Below are 16,285 nucleotides of genomic sequence, written 5' to 3' on the forward strand. Positions count from 1 at the left end.
TTTCGAAAGATCACATGGCCCATGTTTTCGAGCCGTTCTTTACCACCAAAAGCGTGGATACCGGAACCGGACTGGGCCTGAGCATGGTCTATGGCTTCGTCAAGCAGACGGGTGGCCATGTCCGGATTTACTCCGAACCGGCCGAGGGCACGACCGTCAAACTGTATTTCCCTCGGTGTTCGGACAGCCTGCCCGCGCATGACGTCCCGGCGCAAATCAAGCCGATGCTTTGCGGCAAGGAGACCATTTTGGCCGTCGAGGATGACGCGCAGGTATTGCTGCAACTGGTCGCGCAATTGACCGGGCTGGGCTATGAGGTTGTCACTGCATCGGCCGGCGCGGCGGCCCTTGATATCTTGCGTGCCCGATCGGACATTGACCTGCTCTTGACCGATGTCGTCTTGCCCGGCGGAATGAATGGACGGCAGATCGCCACAGCGGCACAGGCAATCTGGCCGAACCTGAAGGTTCTCTACACCTCGGGCTATTCGGAAACCGCAATCGTGCATCACGGACGACTGGATAAGGACATCAACTTTCTGGGCAAGCCTTATCGCCGATCCCAACTGGCCTCAAAGGTTCGAATGGTTCTTGATTCTTGACCGTGCACCATTGCGTGTGCGATCTGGGGCCGCTGCGCCACCGGGACGTGTCGGCGCTGGAAGCGCATAAGTCAGTTCCAAGAGAGATGCGCTCCTCTGGCATGCCTGGCGCATCCGCGATGTCCTGCAGCACGTCAAAAAGCCGGCGTGGCGTGGCGCCGGGGTGACGGTCTGCCCTTCCGTCGGCAGAACTACACCGGGGGGCTTCATTCCGGATTTGCATGGTGGTCCTTTGAGATCACTGTTGCTCTGAGGTGGTGAGCCGCGCCGGTATCTTAGCCCCCGGCGCAAGCTTGGATTTATCTTGCGTGTTGCATCGTGACGACGGGCGCGATTGCTGGCGTCCGGCCCGCGAGCCATACCAGCACGGGCCCTGCGACGAAGAGTGAGGATCCCGTTGCGATGATCACGCCGGCAATCATCGGCCATGCGAAACCGGCAACAGCCGGTCCGCCCCAGATCGCCATCGGCAGCAGCGCCGCCAGCGTCGTGCCCGAGGTGAAGATGCAGCGCGCCAGCACCTGATTCAGGCTGCGGTCGATCACATCCGCCAGTGGCTCATCCGCGCCGCCTCGCAGGTGTTCACGGATGCGGTCATAGACGACGACCTTGTCGTTCACCGAATAGCCGATGAGTGTCAGCAAGGCGACGATGGTGGTCAGGTTCACTTCCCACCCAGTCAGGGCGATGACGCCAAACGTCTTGGTGATGTCGAGAAACAGCACCGCGATGGCCCCGGCCGCGAAGTGCCACTCGAACCGGATCCAGATATAGACCAGCATCGCCAGCACCGCGAGCGAAAGCGCGAGCAGCCCGGTCGTTGCCAGCTCGCTGCTGATCGTGGGGCCCACGAGGTCGATCTGGTCAAATACCGCGCCCGGAACAGCCTGCGCGGCAGCGGTCTCCACAGCAGCGACCGTGGCTTGACCGGCCTCGCCCTGCACGCGGATCAGCGCCTCGTTCGGGTCGCCAAAGGCCTGGAGGCTGGCATCGCCGGGCACCTCGGCAGCAATGGTCGCACGCAATTCCGCCAGCGGCACAGGCGCGTCCGAGCGCAGCACCATCTGCACGCCGCCTGTAAAGTCGATGCCCAGGTTGGGTCCGGGCAACACCAACGCCGTCACCGATCCAAGCGACAACACGGCCGAGACAGCCAGCGCCAGCCGACCCCGCCGCATGAACGAAAACGCACCCGGGGCACGCACCCCACCGATCAGCGGGGCGATGGCCAGCCGCGCAGGTTTGCGGCGCCGCACCAGCGCCTCCATCATCATCCGCATCAGCACCACTGCGGTAAACATCGAGATCAGGATGCCAAGGCTCATGGTAATGGCGAAGCCGCGGATCGCACCCGCCCCGAACATGAACAAAAGCACCATTGCCAGAAGCGTGGTGATGTTTGCGTCCAGAATCGTGGCCCAGGCCCGGGCATACCCCTGCGTCAGCGCCTTGATGGCAGTTGCGCCCTTGGCCGTCTCCTCCCGGACACGGCTGAAGATCAGGATGTTGCTGTCTACTGCGATACCAAGGCAGAGGATGATGCCGGCAATACCCGGGAGGGTCAGTGTCGCGCCCAGCACGCCAAGCGCCGTCAATGTCAGCATGACGTTCAGCCCCAGCACCGCACTGGCAAGGAGCCCCCAACCGCCATAAAGCCCCACCATTATCGCCACCACAAGCGCGAGGCCCACAGCGCCTGTGATCAGCCCGGCCCTGATGGAATCCGCGCCGAGGGCGGCGCCGACGCTGCGCTCCTCGATCACCTCCAGAGAGGCGGGCAGCGCCCCCGAGGTCAGCAACACCGCCAGTGTCTGTGCCTTTTCCGGTGTGAAGTCGCCCGTGATCTGGCCCTGACCGCCGGGGATGGCAGACTGTATCACCGGCGCGGTCAGAACCTCGCCGTCGAGGACGACGGCAAAGCGTTTGCCGATATTGGCTGCCGTGACCTCGGCGAAGGTTATGGCCCCCGGACGGTCGAGGGAAAAAGTCACCATCGGGCTGCCGGTGTCCGGGTCGAAAGCCGAGGCCGCCCGGTCCAGTCGATCGCCCGACAGGGTTACGTGATCCTCGACCAAGACTGGGCCACTGCCATCGCGCATTTCCAGCGAGGACGTGTTTGGCCCTGGGCCTTGCGCCACCATCTGAAAGCTCATCTTGGCCGTCGAGCCGAGAAGGTCCCGGAGCTGGCCGGGGTTTTCAACGCCGGGCATCTGGACGAGGATGCGATCGTCCCCCACCCGGCTGATGACGGGCTCGGAAACGCCGACCTGATCGACCCGGTGACGGATCACCTCAAGGCTGCTGTCGGCGGCGGTGCTGGCAGCTCGGTCCAGCCCAGCCTTGGTCAGTTCCAGCCGCAAGGCACCGCCGGACAGATCCACCGTAAAATCCGAAGGGGTGCCGGGCAGCGTGTCGGCGTTGGCAATGCCCTTCATGGCCAGGAACAACGCTTCATCAGCGGGCGCCGACAGGGCCAGGCCCTCGGTTCGGATCTCGGCCGGGTTCATGTTCCGGGCGCGCATTTCGGAGGCAAGCGTTCCTTGGAGCTCCTGCAGACGTGACTGGGCCAGATCATCGCGGTCGACGGCAAGCAGGAGATGCGCACCGCCTTGCACATCGAGGCCCAGTGAAACGGTCTGGCTGGTCGCCCATGCCGGCAGGGTGCTGCGAAGAGTTGAGGGGAGAAAGTTCGGAAGGGCCGTCGCAACTGCAAGAAGCAGCAGGACGACATAGGTCATCACGACCCATGCTGGTCGGCGCATGTTTTATATCCATTTTAACCTGAGAGTTCAGCCTGACGAAGAAGTATCAGGCTGCAGGCGGCCCCCGGACCGGGGGCAGGGTGGGCCATGCGGCAGACGGGCGCGCGCTGTGCGGCACATGCAGCCTTGCGGCCAGATGGGCGCGCGGCAGGACCTCGAAGGCGGCACCGGGCGATACCAGATCCGCCGAAGGATCGTCGGGCAGCTGCGTTCTCAGCAGGTGCCGAGAGTCGGATAGGACGCCTTGGGCCTGCTCGACATTACTATCGGCAGCAGGGCCAGCGTTGGTCATCCCATCCGCTTGGCTCTGAGGCGCTCCAAACACCACGAACGTCAGCAAGACGAGAAGTCGCGACAAGATCGCGCAAGCGCCTCTCACATCGCGCCCCGGCACGCGTGTCGTCATTGTGCGGCCCAGACATAGGCGACATAGCCCACCAGCATTGCAACGCCGATGCCGCGCCCGATCACCGGACGGGTCAGCAGCAGTGCGGCAAGGATGATCGACAGGGCAATCATCACCGGCAAATCGAAGGTCAGGAAGCGTGATGCCACCGGAATTGGCGTGATCAGCGCGGTCACACCCAGAATGCCCAGCACGTTGAAGATGTTGGATCCGACGATATTGCCGATGGCAATCTCGGACTGGCGGCGGAAGGCGGCGATCAGAGAGGTTGCGAGTTCAGGCAGTGAAGTGCCGATAGCAACGATGGTCAGGCCGATGAACGCCTCCGAGATACCGTAGCCTCGGGCGATGTTGACCGCACCATCCACGAGGAACCTCGCGCCAACCATCAGGGCGACCAGACCGCCGATGACCCATAGCGTTGACACAAGCACGGAGGCCCGTGCAGGCACGCCGACCTCCTCCACCACGGCCTCGCCCGGCTGCCGGTGGGCCCAGATGAGATAGGCGGCCAGACCGGCCACCAACAGCACTCCCGAGAGACGTCCCATCTGCCCCATGGCAAATATGGGGACCAGAACGAGCGCGGCAGCCACCATCACAGCTGTGTCGCGGCGCAAGGTCGCCCCCATGACCTTGATCGGCCAGACCAGCGCGGATAATCCGATGATCAACAGGATGTTTGCAATGTTCGAGCCGACGATGTTGCCGAGCGCGATGTCGGGGACACCGCGCCATGCGGCATCGACGGAAACCAGAAGCTCAGGGGTGGACGTTCCAAAGCCAACGACGGTCAAGCCGATCAGCAGCGGCGGGATCGCCATGCGTCGGGCGATGCCAACGCTGCCACGAACAAGAGCTTCGCCGCCAAAAAACAAGCCGAGCAGCCCGGCAACAAGGTAGAGATAGTCCACGTCCCGAACCCTCAAGGGCGATTAATCCGCCCCGCGAGGCTAGTTGTACACTCCGGGGAGGACCTGCAAGGTGCCCCCGACAATAATTGTTGAACCAATCAACTATGTTCGACGCACCCGACCTCCAGCCTCTGTCCTACTACCTTGCGATGCTGCTGCAATTCGATCTGTTTGCATCCCTTTTGCTCTTCGTGGTGCTCTGGATCACCATCATCCGGTGTCCCCGCGTCGAGTCCGGTGCTTTTCAGCAGCCTTTAACGCTCAGCTAGGAGCTTTGGGCCGCCCGATGTGCCGGAACCAAAATGCATCCGCATCACATCTCGCATAAAAACTCAGGACTTCGCTCCTGTCTGGGGATGGCCGTGCCGGTGGCTCCCAAAGACCTCAGCCATTCCTATCCGCAGGTTGGCGCAGCCACATAGTTCACCCGGTTGGCTTATTCAGGCACCCACATGCACCGTTGGTTGAAATTGCACGGTTTACCGCAGTGGGAGGCATACCGAAAACGCTGATCTGTCACGCACGAGGCGACACCCTGTTGAAATTATTGGGAAGGGTAGTCTCGCGGCTTGTGCTACGGTGCGGTTGTCGACTCGGTTGCGATCGGATCGACGGCAAAGACGTCAGCGCCGCGCGGACCCGGTCCTGGTGAAGCAGGCTTTCTTCCGTGCGCAGTCTTTTTTCCTGACGTGAACGATTGGGAGGTTGCAATGTCCGACACCGAAAAATTTCCAGCATCCATATATGGCCCGGCCGAGAGGCAGATGGCGGAGAGCTTGGTTGAAATCGAACGCCAGTCCTTGATGGAAGATGAAGAATGTGAATGCCGGGAGGGCATGTTCAACGGCCTCACACGCCGTAATCTCCTGATGGGCGGTGTGGCATTGGGCGGTAGCGCATTGGCGGGCGGGCGCGCTCGGGCCGAAGCGCCCCCGGGCGCGATTGAATATGACGTCCAGCCCGATCCAACCAAGGAACAGGGACGCCTCATCCTTGATGATGGCGGCTATGGGTCGCGCTCGCAATTCGAGAACGAGGTACGCTGGCGCTATCCGACAGCCAGTATCGATTCCAGTTGGTCGATGACGCCTCTGGCTTCGGGGCGGGGCATGATCACCCCCTCGGGGCTGCATTTTGAACGTCATCACGCTGGTATCCCCACGATCGACCCAGCCACGCACGAGCTGATCCTGCACGGTATGGTCGATCAGCCGCTGCGCTTTACCATGGACGATCTGAAACGTTTGCCCTCGGTCAGCAAGCTCCACTTTATCGAGTGCTCCGGCAATGGGCTGACCGAATGGGCCAAGCCGACGCTCAAGACAGTGCAGGGCACACATGGCCTGACGTCGACGTCCGAGTGGACCGGCGTGCGCCTGTCCACGGTTCTGGAAATGGCAGGCGTTCAGGACAAGGCCGCATGGATCCTGGCCGAGGGCGCCGACGCCGCCGTGATGACGCGCTCGGTGCCGATCGACAAGGCGATGGATGACGCCATTCTGGCCTATGCCCAGAACGGCGAGGCGCTGCGGCCCGAACAGGGCTATCCGCTTCGTCTGCTGTTGCCGGGATACGAGGGCAACACGCATATCAAGTGGCTGCGCCGGCTTGAGGTCAGCGACAAGCCTTTCATGACGCGCGAAGAGACATCGAAGTACACCGACCTCATGCCCGACGGCACAGCGCGCAAATTCTCCATGGAGATGGAGGCAAAATCGGTGATCACCTTCCCCTCGGGCGCGATGAAGCTGCCGCGTGCGGGATATTACGAGGTGACTGGGATCGCATGGTCTGGCCGTGGCAAGATCGCGAAGGTCGAGGTCTCTGCCGATGGCGGGGCAACCTGGCAGGAGGCCACGCTCGATGCGCCGGTCCTCGACAAATGTCACACGCGGTTCCGACTGCCATGGACCTGGACCGGCGAGGAAGCCGTGCTGCAAAGCCGCGCCGTCGATGAGACCGGCTATGTCCAACCCACCCTCGAGCAGCTTGTCGAGGTGCGCGGGCTGAAGTCGGTCTATCATCTGAATTCAATCCAGAGCTGGCACGTCGCGCCGGACGGGGAGGTGACCAATGTTCACGCGTAATCTGACGATCATCTGCGCCATGGGTGCCCTGACTGGCACGCTGGCTGGTCCTGCGCTGGCACAGGAGGGCGACCGCACGGTTGCAGCACTGCCCGAAACTCTGGAGGAGACCGGCGAGCGCGCGCCCATGGAGGTGCCAGAGTCCAGTGCCGAGAGTGTGGGCGACATCACCCCCGCCGAGAACGCCTATGGCGTCGGCCAGCCGGCGAGCGAAGAGCAGATCGCAGCCGTCGATATCGACGCGATGCCCGACGGGCGCGGCCTGCCGGACGGCAGCGGCACCTATGCGGAAGGCGAGGAGCTCTATGAGGCAGTCTGTGCCGCCTGTCACGGCCTGGACATGATGGGCGTATCCGAGTTGGGCGCCCCGCAACTGATTGGCGGTCGCGGCACGCTGGCCAGCGACGCTCCGGTCAAAACGGTCGAAAGCTACTGGCCCTACGCCAGCACCTTCTTTGACTACACGCACCGAGCCATGCCGATGACAGAGTCCGGATCGCTAAGCGCCGATGAGGTCTACGCCATCAGCGCCTATGTGCTCGGGAAGGCCGGCATCACCAGCACCGAGCCGGACAGCGTGATGAACGCCGAGGCAATGGCCAAGGTCGAAATGCCGAACGCGAACGGGTTCGTCGAGGATCCGCGCCCGGACACTGCGGAATAAGCAACATTGATCCTGCATGAACGTGCAGGACGCATGAAGCAGAACTCGCGGCGCCATCCTTGCCCTGATGGCGTCGCTACCCGAATGTGTCCGGCAATCGCAATCTGCGCTCACAATGGTGTTCGAGCGCGTTGAAACCTCCTCTGAACGAATGCCTCACTGCTGCGCGCAATCACCTTGGCAGATGCTCCACCCTGCCCCCATAGTCTTGACCCGTAGCGTGGCCTTCTTATCGTTAGTAAAGCAACGCATGGAACCGCAAAGCGAGTTGTTCAGCAGACAAGTAAAGCGTGTTCGAGGACTGGCCCGCTGTCGTATATCTCCTGTTTGCACACACAAAAATGCCGCCTAAGGACGCCAATAGATTGTCCGGAGAAGAGATATCTTGGTGCTGAGTGTGTAGGAGCCTGTCTGTAGCAGATTGAATTGCGAATTTCCTGCGAATTCGAGAGAATTCGTAAGGTCCATACTTGGAGATAACCGCGAAGACACACCCGGCCGCAAATCGCCCATCGCGATCGCTAGGCTCCACAGCACGGCACGCCGAACAGGTGCCTTTCAGAAAGCAGCAGTCGCTTGCATCTAGCGGCAAGCCAGCGCGCGTTCTATAGCGGCATCTATGGTGGCACACCGAAATGAAATTCAGGGAAATTTCTTTATTTCAAGTACTTAAAGGGGAAAGTGGCGGACCGAGGAGGATTCGAACCCCCGACCCCTTGATTCGTAGTCAAGTACTCTATCCAGCTGAGCTATCGGTCCACTGGGGGAGGCATTAAAGACTGCGCGCGCCCTTTGCAAGGGCCGATTGTCAGAAATTCAGGCTTCGGCCAAGCCCCCTTACGTGAGGTCGCCCTTGGGCAGCACGATCACGAAGGACGTACCGTCCGGGCCGGTGTGTTCCAGTGTCAGCGTGCCGCCGTGGCCGCGCACCAATTCATAGGATATCGTCAGGCCAAGGCCCGAGCCGCCCTTGGTCGCACCACCTTGAAAGGGGGTGAACAGATGCTCGCGCGCCTTGGGTGGCAGGCCCGGGCCGGTGTCGCTGATGCGGATCGTCACCGCCTCGTCGGTTTCATCGGCCTGCACGTTGATTTCGCCGGGTTTGCCGCTGGTCACGATGGCCTGCCGCGCGTTTCGCACCAGATTGGCGATGACGCGGTAGAGCTGTTCGGGATCGGCGCGCAGTTGAAATCCGGGGCGCACATCCTCCGAAAAACTGACGTCCGCATCACCCGCCGACAACCGCTCACTGTCGATCACGTCAGTGACGATATCCAGAAGGGCAAAGCGTGACAGGCGGGGGTCGGGCTCTTCGGCCTTGCCATAGGCGAGCGTCGATTCGCACAGGTTAACGGCCCGCCGGATCGAATTGACCAGCTTGGGGGCCATGCGTTTGACCATCGGATCCTCAGAGGTCTCCAGCCGATCTGTGAAGAGCTGGGCAGAGGTCAGGATATTGCGCAGATCATGACTGACCTTGGCGACGGCGCCGCCCAACCCGGCGAGGCGCTCCTTCTGGCGCAGGGCGCTGGTCAGCTGGGTCTGCATCAGGGCCAGCGTCTCTTCTGCGATGCGCAGCTCGGTGATGGACGAGGTGGGCGCGATCACACCGCGCGCATCCTCGGGCGCGTTGGCAAAGGCCTTCATCGAGCCGACGACACGGCTGATGGGCTGCACAAGGAACACCCGCACGGCCAGGAACAGCAGCACGGCGGTGATGACCGAGATGAAGGCCGACAGGATCAGGATGCGCAGACCGTAGTCGATCATCGCCGTGCGCAGCGTCGCAGTCTCCATTGTGACCTCGATCAGCACGCCAGCGCTGCGCACCGGCATTCCCATGACGCGCACCACTTCATCCTCGGTCCGCCACAGCCGCACCAAAGCGTCACGTATCAACTCGAACGCGCCAGCGTCGCGCAAATCGTATGTGGCCGAAATCGGCGAGGGCAAGGGCGAGGACAGGACCAGTTGGCGCGCATCGTTGCGCCGCAGAACCACGTTATAAACCCCCGCATTCGCCAGCAGCTCATCCTCGAGGTCAGGACTGATCTGATCGCCCGCCAGCCGTGCAAGCGAGGCAATTTGCGCGCGTTCGAGCCGGGACAGCAGGAAATCCTCGCGAAACCGCGCGATGGACGGCACAAAGATCAGCACTTCGGCCAGCATCACGAAGATCGCCGTCAGGATCAGAAACCTGCCCGAAAGTGAGTTCATCTTGCCTCCGGCCTCCTTGGCTACCTATGGCAGCCATCGCTGAACAAGGCGCACCGCGCGCTTGATCCATATGCTGTCAAAAAGGCGCGGACTGAAATAGGCCCCAGCCGCGCGCTTGTTGACTTCGCCAATGGTTGGATAGGGGGCGACCATGGCGGCAATCTGGCTCATCTTCATGCCATTTGCCAGCGCCAAAGCCCATAGCCCGATCAACTCGCCCGCCTGCGCGCCCACGATCGAGGCGCCGACGGGCTTGCCGCCCGCGACCATCACCTTGATCAGGCCGCGCGTCTCGCGTTCGGCGATGGCGCGGTCGTTGTGAGCGTATTCGTGGCGCACCACCTCCAGTCGGGCGCCGTATTTGTCGCGCGCCTCTACCTCGGTCAGGCCGACCTGCGCCAGTTCCGGCGCGGTATAGGTCGCCCAGGGAATATGGCTGGTCTTGGCCTTGGCGGGCAGGCCCAGAACGGCCGAGCGTATGACGATGCCCGCGTGATAGCCCGCCACATGCGTGAATTGCAGACCGCCCGCGACATCACCAATTGCGTAGACGCGAGCATTGGTGGTCTTTAGCCGCTCATCCACCTTGATGCCCCGTTCGGTCGTCCGGATGCCCGCCTTTTCCAGATCAAGGCGCTCCAAGTTGCTCTTGCGGCCCACGGCCATCAAAAGGTGGCTGCCCTCAAAGACGCGGCCATCCTCGGCCTCGACCTCGATGGCACCGGCCTTGCCACGGATTTCGGTCGCCTTGGTCCCCTCCTCGATCTGGATCCCCTCGCCGCGCAGCGCCTCCAGCACGATGGCCGCCGTTTCGGGGTCATCATTGGCCAGCGCCTTGGCGCCTTCGATGACGGTGACGCGGCTGCCAAGGCGGCGATGCGCCTGTGCCATCTCCATCCCGATGGGCCCGCCTCCGACGATCAGCAGGTGCTCGGGCTGCTCGCGCAGATCGAAAAGCGTTTCATTGGTCAGATAGGGGACCGTATCGAGCCCCGGTATGGGCGGCACCGCTGGGCGTGATCCGGTGGCGATGACGATGCGCCGCGCGGTGATGACGGTATCGCCCGCCTGCACCTCGGTTGGCGAGATAAAGGTGCCGTATTCGCTGATGACCTTGACGCCAAGCCCCTCGAACCGCTCGACGCTATCGACCGGCGCGATGGTGGCGATCACGTCCGCGACGTGATCCTTGGCCGCGGCATAATCCACGCCGGGCACGACATCCGACACGCCGTAGCGGGCCGCATGTGCCTGCGCATGGGCCGCCTTGCCCGAGGCGATCAGCGCCTTGGACGGAACGCAGCCATAGTTCAGGCAGTCGCCGCCCATCTTGTGCCCTTCCAGCAGCACGACGCGCGCGCCCATCTGGACCGCGCCCGCCGCAACGGACAGGCCGCCCGAACCTGCGCCGATCACAAGGATATCCGTCTCGATGTTTTTCATTGGCTCAAATACCCTTCTTGCCGCGCACGGCCTTGATGATGATCGGCAAGGCGGCCAGCGCGCAAAGGCCCAGAATGGGGCCGATGATCTGCGGCTCCCACAGAAGGCTGAGATCAGGGTCTTCCCCCCGGTCGAAAACCTCGCCAAGGCCCACGCCGATCCAGGTAAAGACCAGCGCACCAGGGATGATGCCTAGCGCGGTCGTCCAGACGAAATTGCGAAACTTCACCCCGACCATCGCAGGCAGCAGGTTGGCCACAAAGAACGGCACGGCAGGCACGAGGCGCAACAAGAAGAGCACGCTGACCTCATTCTCGCGCAGCCCCTCCTTGATCCGTTTCAGCGTCCCCTCGCCCGCCTCCATCTTGGCCGCAAGCGTTCTGCCGAGGCCCATGCGTGCCGCCTGAAAGATCGCCATGGCCCCCAGAGTGGCCGACACCACATTGAACGCCGTCCCCCAAGGCAGGCCAAAGAGAAAGCCCCCCGTCACCGATGCAACCGCCGCACCGGGAAGGGAAAAGGCAACGATGAGAACGTAAACCGTGACAAAAACTGCGACCATCGCGATAAAATTCGCATCGCGAAATGCCAGCAGCGCCTCGCGATTGTCGCGCAGCGTGTCGAAGGTCACGTAGTCGCGCAACGTGAAGGCGCCGATGGCAGCGACCACCACGATCAGCGCGAGGGGCGCATGGCGCAAAAGCGGGCGCTTGCGCGGCGCCTGCTCCTTGTCCTCGTACATCTTTTGCATGTCGCGGCCTTTCCGGGGTTGGGCGATCTCAGTCATAGATGACGGGTCCGCCCGCCGCGCGATAGCCTCTTCACGCGGCCTTGATGCGACGTGACCGATAAAGACGTTCAGGCGCGCCCCCTTGCGCGCTCCTGTAACATCGCCGCCCAGGCAAGCACGGATTTGTTGCAAGAAATGGCTGCGCGGGGTTTGACTTGGCCAATTACGCCTACTATAGACCGGGCTTCGGACATACCCGGATATTTGCGCGATTCCCGATAATCGCGCGCCTGTCCGCACAAATTTGGAGACGGAGCGATGAAACGCACCTTTCAACCCTCGAACCTCGTGCGCAAGCGGCGCCATGGCTTTCGTGCGCGCATGGCGACCAAAGCTGGCCGCAAGATCCTGAACGCGCGCCGCGCCCGTGGCCGCAAGTCGCTGAGCGCTTAAGCGCCAGCGGATTTGACGGACGACATGACACCGCCGGAGGCCCCCGATCACCAGACCGGGACACCGCCCCCGGCGGTTTCGTCGTGTTCAAACGCCAGTCTTCCGGGCGCTGCGCCCGCCCTCGCCGTTCTCAAGACGCGCAAGAGTTTTTTGATGGCCGCCCGCGCAGGGCGTCAGGGGACCGCCTCGATGATGTTGCAGGCGCGCAAGCGCCGCGAGGATGAGCCTGCGAGCGGCATCCGCGTCGGTTTTACCTGTTCGAAAAAGGTCGGCAACGCGGTCGCGCGCAATCGGGCCAAGCGGCGCCTGCGCGAGGCAGCCCGCGCCATCTTGCCCGATCACGGGCATCCCGGCTGGGATTACGTTCTGATTGGCCGGTTCGAGGCGACGGCCACGCGGCCCTTTGATCTGCTGAAAAACGATCTGGCCTATGCCTTGCGCAAGCTGCATGGCGCCGCGAAATGACCCCGCTCGCGCGCCTCTTTTCCCTGCCCGTCCGCGGCTATCGCCTGCTTTTCAGCCCTTGGGTCGGCCATGGCTGCCGCTTTCACCCCACGTGCAGCGCCTACGCGTTGGAGGCGCTACAGCGTCATGGCGGCGTCAAGGGCGCGTGGCTGACCCTGCGGCGAATCGCGCGGTGCCACCCATGGGGCGAGTCCGGCATCGACAATGTGCCGGACTAGACCAAGCCACCTGAGCTTGATTTCCCTAGATTTGGCTCAGTTGTCCTGCGTAATGACGCCGCAGGCGACACGGTCTCCCGCTCCGGCCTCGGAGGCATAGCTGTCAGGCTGGGCATGGACCACGATCGCTGATCCGTCCTCGTCCATCACGGGCGCGTCGCCCTCGGTGACGCTCAGGCGCGCGCTGTAGAACTCCGCCTTGGCCTCACCATTTTCGTGCACAAAGATATTGGGCAGATCGCCCGCATGCGCACCATCCTCGGCCATCAGGCCGTGGCTATTGCCGGAGGGGGCGTAATGGTCCCCAGCCGCCTGAAAGCCGTCCTCGCAGCTGCCCGTCTCATGCACGTGAAAGCCGTGCCAACCGGGCGTCAACCCCGACAGTTCGGCGCGAAAAAGGGTGCCATCCCCGGCCGTGCGGATCTCGACGGTTCCGGCATCGGCCCCATCGGCGGTCTTGAGCATTGCCTTGGCGGCGGGTTCGGCGGCAAGCGCGGGCGCGCCAAGGCCAAGCGCGGCGGCGGCAATCATTGCAATGCGTGTCATCGGATATCTCCTGTGTATTCGGGGTGAACTACCCCATCAACGCCGCAAGGCGACGGCACGTTCCAGCCCTTGCCCGGCCGCGACAGTTGAATTAAAGCCCACACATGCCAGATGATGCCGACGATATTCACCCGCTCTTTCAGGGCGCGCCCCGCAGCACGGAATTCCGCAAGCTGCGCAAGCGTATCGTGCGCCAGACGCGCGAGGCGATTGACCAATATGGCATGATCGGCCGCGACGGGCCGCGCGCCAAATGGCTGGTGTGCCTCTCGGGTGGCAAGGACAGCTATACCCTGCTGGCAGTGCTGCACGAGTTGCAATGGCGCGGCCTGCTGCCCGTCGACCTCTTGGCCTGCAACCTCGATCAAGGTCAGCCGAATTTTCCCGCAACGGTCTTGCCCGAGTTCCTGAAGACCATGCAGGTGCCCCACCGGATCGAATACCAGGACACCTATTCCATCGTCGTCGACAAGGTGCCCGCAGGCCGCACCATGTGCGCGCTCTGCTCCCGGCTGCGGCGCGGCAATCTCTACCGCGTGGCGCGCGAGGAGGGATGCTCGGCTGTCGTGCTGGGCCATCACCGCGACGACATCCTCGAGACGTTCATGATGAATCTCTTTCACGGCGGGCGCCTTGCCACGATGCCCCCCAAGCTGGTCAACGAGGAGGGCGATCTTTTTGTCTATCGCCCGCTCGCGCATGTGGCCGAGGCCGATTGCCAGAAATTCGCCAACGCCATGGGCTATCCGATCATTCCCTGCGACCTCTGCGGCAGTCAGGACGGGCTGCAACGCCAACAGGTCAAGCAGATCCTCGACGGGTGGGAGCAGAGCAGCCCCGGCCGCCGACAGGTGATGTTTCGCGCCTTGATGAATGCGCGGCCCTCCCATCTTCTGGACCCGCAGATTTTCGATTTTGCAGGCCTTTCTATCGAGTCTGTAAAATCTGAGGCGAATTTCGACGACACGCCCCGGTTGCGTTAAGCGCCTGTTGAGATACCGCGCGTAGGGTCAAACCTGTCGGTCTCGAAGGGTTTGCCGGATGCTGTCTGATTTCACCTCAACCATCTTCAGGATGATGGCGTTCCTGCGCCCGGCTTTGGTGCGCCCGGTGCTGGCCGGCCCGTTGGGCCTCACCTTGTTTCCGGCAATCGTCTTGGCCGGTTTTTGGCTGGGCAGCGAATGGCTGCTCCTTCTGCTGGCGGTGGGATACTCCGTCTACCTCTTCTGGGCGGGTCTGAACCGCCCGGCATCTCAGGGCCCTCTCAGCGCCCGGGATGACGATGACGAGACCGCTTTCGAGCACATCATGGATGATGCCGTGCGCCGGGCGATCGCGACGTCGCGGCGCACTGGCTGCATCCTGCTGGAACTGGACGAATTCGCACCGATGCGCGAACGGTTCGGCACCGCCACCAGCGACGATTTGGTGACCCGCATGACGGGCCGCGTCGCGTCGGTCATGCGCGCCCGCGACACCGTGCGCCGAATCGAGGACAACGTGCTGGCCGTCTGCGTCGCCCCGGTGCGGCAATTGGATCTGGGCGTGATGCTTCAGCTCGCAACGCGCCTGCAAGGTGCCGTCGAAGAGCCGGTGGTGATCGACGGCACCGTTCTCTATGTGACCGCCTCGGTCGGTCTCGCGCTGGATACCACCGCGCCGGAGCCGACCGGCATCGGCCTGATGAAGGGCGCCACGACCGCGCTCGCCGAGGCGCGGCGCCATGGCCCCTCGTCCATGCGTGCCTTCAGCCGCGACATGAAGGCACCGGCCCTCAATGCCGGACCCGACCTGGTCAGGGCCGCGACGGGCGCGCTGGAAAATGGCCAGATCCAGCCATGGTTCCAGCCGCAGATATGCACCGATACCGGACGGGTCAGCGGATTCGAGGCGCTGGCGCGTTGGACCCATCCCGAACGTGGCCTGATCACGCCAGCCGAATTTCTGCCCATCCTTCAACAGGCCGGCGCAATGGAGCGCTTGGGCGAGGTGATCCTCTACAATGCCCTCTCGGCGATCAAGACATGGGACGCGGCCGGCCTCGATGTGCCGCAAGTCGGCGTCAACTTCTCGCCCGAAGAGCTGCGCAATCCGCGCCTCGTGAAGAAGATCGAGTGGGAGCTTGACCGCTTCAACCTGCCCGCGCACCGCCTCAACGTCGAAATCCTCGAAACTGTCGTGGCGCTGTCGCCGGATGATACTGTCGTGCGCAACATCGCCGGGTTGTCGGATCTGGGCTGCCCCATTGATCTGGATGATTTCGGCACAGGTCATGCCTCGATTTCGTCCATCCGGCGGTTCGACGTGCAACGCCTCAAGATAGATCGCTCTTTTGTGATGAAGATCGATCGCGACCCCGAGCAGCAGCGCATGGTTTCGGCCATCCTCACCATGGCCGACCTGCTGGGCCTGGCCACGCTGGCCGAGGGCGTTGAGACGGCAGGAGAGCATGCGATCCTGGCGCAACTGGGCTGCGGGCACGTGCAGGGATACGGAATTGGCCGGCCGATCCCTCTGGATCAGACCATCGAATGGGTCACCCGGCATCTCGCACGGCTGGAGGCGCCACCCCGTATCGGCCGCCAAATCGGCTGAAATGCCCCCGAATCGGGCGCTGCGCGCCATGTCGCACCGGGAATCCCCTTGACCTTTGGGGCCGCACTCTGTTGAACCCTCCCGAAGACAATCCCGAGGCGCATCCGGACCGCTGGCAGCCCACATGCCGCCGCGATCGCATATCTTGGGTCAGTAGCAGTTGCGCGTAGCCCGCGCCCGGAG

At 63.0% G+C, this 16,285-nt stretch carries 16 protein-coding genes and 1 tRNA gene; 9 read left to right on the forward strand and 8 right to left on the reverse strand.

Annotated elements, in window-relative coordinates:
• A partial coding sequence (locus V8352_RS01695; protein WP_336422524.1) for a response regulator occupies positions 1 to 602 on the forward strand: 602 nt, incomplete at its 5' end.
• A gap of 299 nt (positions 603 to 901) precedes the next feature.
• On the opposite strand, the gene secD is transcribed toward V8352_RS01695, so the two are convergent.
• The 3 genes from secD to V8352_RS01710 are packed head-to-tail and all read right to left on the reverse strand — an operon-like array spanning position 902 to position 4,684.
• The gene (gene secD / locus V8352_RS01700) at positions 902 to 3,364 is read right to left on the reverse strand and encodes a protein translocase subunit SecD (protein WP_336422525.1); all 2,463 of its coding nucleotides are present in this window, start codon (positions 3,362 to 3,364) and stop codon (positions 902 to 904) included.
• Positions 3,365 to 3,410: 46 nt separating this feature from the next.
• Entirely contained in the window at positions 3,411 to 3,770 is a 360-nt protein-coding gene (locus V8352_RS01705) for a hypothetical protein (protein WP_336422526.1), read from the reverse strand.
• A complete protein-coding gene (locus tag V8352_RS01710) occupies positions 3,767 to 4,684 on the reverse strand; it encodes a calcium/sodium antiporter (RefSeq protein ID WP_336422527.1) in 918 nt (305 codons plus the stop codon). Before V8352_RS01710 ends, V8352_RS01705 begins: the two co-directional genes overlap by 4 nt.
• A gap of 104 nt (positions 4,685 to 4,788) precedes the next feature.
• Between V8352_RS01710 and V8352_RS01715 the strand changes: the two genes are divergently transcribed.
• From V8352_RS01715 to V8352_RS01725, 3 genes are all read left to right on the forward strand, one after another.
• On the forward strand, positions 4,789 to 4,953 hold the full coding sequence (locus V8352_RS01715; protein WP_336422528.1) for a hypothetical protein: 165 nt from the start codon (positions 4,789 to 4,791) through the stop codon (positions 4,951 to 4,953).
• Positions 4,954 to 5,394: 441 nt separating this feature from the next.
• On the forward strand, positions 5,395 to 6,771 hold the full coding sequence (gene soxC / locus V8352_RS01720; RefSeq protein WP_336422529.1) for a sulfite dehydrogenase: 1,377 nt from the start codon (positions 5,395 to 5,397) through the stop codon (positions 6,769 to 6,771).
• Positions 6,758 to 7,435: a c-type cytochrome gene (locus tag V8352_RS01725; protein WP_336422530.1), complete on the forward strand. Its 678-nt coding sequence runs from the start codon at positions 6,758 to 6,760 to the stop codon at positions 7,433 to 7,435. The genes soxC and V8352_RS01725 overlap by 14 nt, the downstream gene beginning before the upstream one ends.
• A gap of 682 nt (positions 7,436 to 8,117) precedes the next feature.
• Here V8352_RS01725 and V8352_RS01730 read toward each other — a convergent pair.
• The 4 genes from V8352_RS01730 to V8352_RS01745 all read right to left on the reverse strand — a co-directional run bounded on the left by V8352_RS01730 (position 8,118) and on the right by V8352_RS01745 (position 11,837).
• Positions 8,118 to 8,194 (reverse strand) — tRNA-Arg (locus V8352_RS01730).
• A gap of 78 nt (positions 8,195 to 8,272) precedes the next feature.
• A complete protein-coding gene (locus V8352_RS01735; protein ID WP_336422531.1) occupies positions 8,273 to 9,652 on the reverse strand; it encodes a sensor histidine kinase in 1,380 nt (459 codons plus the stop codon).
• Positions 9,653 to 9,676: 24 nt separating this feature from the next.
• Positions 9,677 to 11,095, reverse strand: coding sequence for a dihydrolipoyl dehydrogenase family protein (locus V8352_RS01740; RefSeq protein ID WP_336422532.1), 1,419 nt, complete (start codon positions 11,093 to 11,095; stop codon positions 9,677 to 9,679).
• 4 nt (positions 11,096 to 11,099) lie between these two features.
• Positions 11,100 to 11,837, reverse strand: a complete 738-nt coding sequence (locus V8352_RS01745) for a TVP38/TMEM64 family protein (protein ID WP_336422776.1) — start codon at positions 11,835 to 11,837, stop codon at positions 11,100 to 11,102.
• A gap of 306 nt (positions 11,838 to 12,143) precedes the next feature.
• Here V8352_RS01745 and rpmH point away from each other — a divergent pair, with 306 nt between their 5' ends.
• From rpmH to yidD, 3 genes are read left to right on the forward strand one after another with little or no spacing between them, the layout of a single operon-like run.
• Positions 12,144 to 12,278: a 50S ribosomal protein L34 gene (gene rpmH, locus V8352_RS01750; protein ID WP_012177012.1), complete on the forward strand. Its 135-nt coding sequence runs from the start codon at positions 12,144 to 12,146 to the stop codon at positions 12,276 to 12,278.
• A gap of 24 nt (positions 12,279 to 12,302) precedes the next feature.
• Positions 12,303 to 12,743 (forward strand): ribonuclease P protein component, encoded by a 441-nt coding sequence (gene rnpA, locus V8352_RS01755; protein WP_336422533.1) that lies wholly within the window; start codon positions 12,303 to 12,305, stop codon positions 12,741 to 12,743.
• Positions 12,740 to 12,961 (forward strand): membrane protein insertion efficiency factor YidD, encoded by a 222-nt coding sequence (gene yidD, locus V8352_RS01760; protein WP_336422534.1) that lies wholly within the window; start codon positions 12,740 to 12,742, stop codon positions 12,959 to 12,961. Before rnpA ends, yidD begins: the two co-directional genes overlap by 4 nt.
• A gap of 36 nt (positions 12,962 to 12,997) precedes the next feature.
• Here yidD and V8352_RS01765 read toward each other — a convergent pair whose 3' ends face one another.
• On the reverse strand, positions 12,998 to 13,507 hold the full coding sequence (locus V8352_RS01765) for a superoxide dismutase family protein (protein ID WP_336422535.1): 510 nt from the start codon (positions 13,505 to 13,507) through the stop codon (positions 12,998 to 13,000).
• A 104-nt stretch (positions 13,508 to 13,611) separates the two neighbouring features.
• Between V8352_RS01765 and ttcA the strand changes: the two genes are divergently transcribed.
• Together ttcA and V8352_RS01775 are read left to right on the forward strand one after the other, a co-directional pair.
• The gene (gene ttcA / locus V8352_RS01770; protein WP_336422536.1) at positions 13,612 to 14,490 is read left to right on the forward strand and encodes a tRNA 2-thiocytidine(32) synthetase TtcA; all 879 of its coding nucleotides are present in this window, start codon (positions 13,612 to 13,614) and stop codon (positions 14,488 to 14,490) included.
• A gap of 58 nt (positions 14,491 to 14,548) precedes the next feature.
• Positions 14,549 to 16,102 (forward strand): putative bifunctional diguanylate cyclase/phosphodiesterase, encoded by a 1,554-nt coding sequence (locus tag V8352_RS01775; RefSeq protein WP_336422537.1) that lies wholly within the window; start codon positions 14,549 to 14,551, stop codon positions 16,100 to 16,102.
• Positions 16,103 to 16,285: the final 183 nt, after the last annotated feature.

Source organism: Roseovarius sp. D0-M9, from assembly GCF_037083805.1.
GTDB lineage: Bacteria > Pseudomonadota > Alphaproteobacteria > Rhodobacterales > Rhodobacteraceae > Roseovarius.

Bases quoted from the DNA above. Each gene is read 5' to 3' on its own strand.
- V8352_RS01735 (WP_336422531.1), bottom strand. From the start codon at position 9,652: ATGAACTCACTTTCGGGCAGGTTTCTGATCCTGACGGCGATCTTCGTG.
- V8352_RS01745 (WP_336422776.1), bottom strand. From the start codon at position 11,837: ATGTACGAGGACAAGGAGCAGGCGCCGCGCAAGCGCCCGCTTTTGCGC.
- yidD (WP_336422534.1), top strand. From the start codon at position 12,740: ATGACCCCGCTCGCGCGCCTCTTTTCCCTGCCCGTCCGCGGCTATCGC.
- soxC (WP_336422529.1), top strand. From the start codon at position 5,395: ATGTCCGACACCGAAAAATTTCCAGCATCCATATATGGCCCGGCCGAG.
- V8352_RS01715 (WP_336422528.1), top strand. From the start codon at position 4,789: ATGTTCGACGCACCCGACCTCCAGCCTCTGTCCTACTACCTTGCGATG.
- ttcA (WP_336422536.1), top strand. From the start codon at position 13,612: ATGCCAGATGATGCCGACGATATTCACCCGCTCTTTCAGGGCGCGCCC.
- rpmH (WP_012177012.1), top strand. From the start codon at position 12,144: ATGAAACGCACCTTTCAACCCTCGAACCTCGTGCGCAAGCGGCGCCAT.
- V8352_RS01765 (WP_336422535.1), bottom strand. From the start codon at position 13,507: ATGACACGCATTGCAATGATTGCCGCCGCCGCGCTTGGCCTTGGCGCG.
- secD (WP_336422525.1), bottom strand. From the start codon at position 3,364: ATGCGCCGACCAGCATGGGTCGTGATGACCTATGTCGTCCTGCTGCTT.
- V8352_RS01705 (WP_336422526.1), bottom strand. From the start codon at position 3,770: ATGACGACACGCGTGCCGGGGCGCGATGTGAGAGGCGCTTGCGCGATC.
- V8352_RS01775 (WP_336422537.1), top strand. From the start codon at position 14,549: ATGCTGTCTGATTTCACCTCAACCATCTTCAGGATGATGGCGTTCCTG.
- rnpA (WP_336422533.1), top strand. From the start codon at position 12,303: ATGACACCGCCGGAGGCCCCCGATCACCAGACCGGGACACCGCCCCCG.
- V8352_RS01725 (WP_336422530.1), top strand. From the start codon at position 6,758: ATGTTCACGCGTAATCTGACGATCATCTGCGCCATGGGTGCCCTGACT.
- V8352_RS01740 (WP_336422532.1), bottom strand. From the start codon at position 11,095: ATGAAAAACATCGAGACGGATATCCTTGTGATCGGCGCAGGTTCGGGC.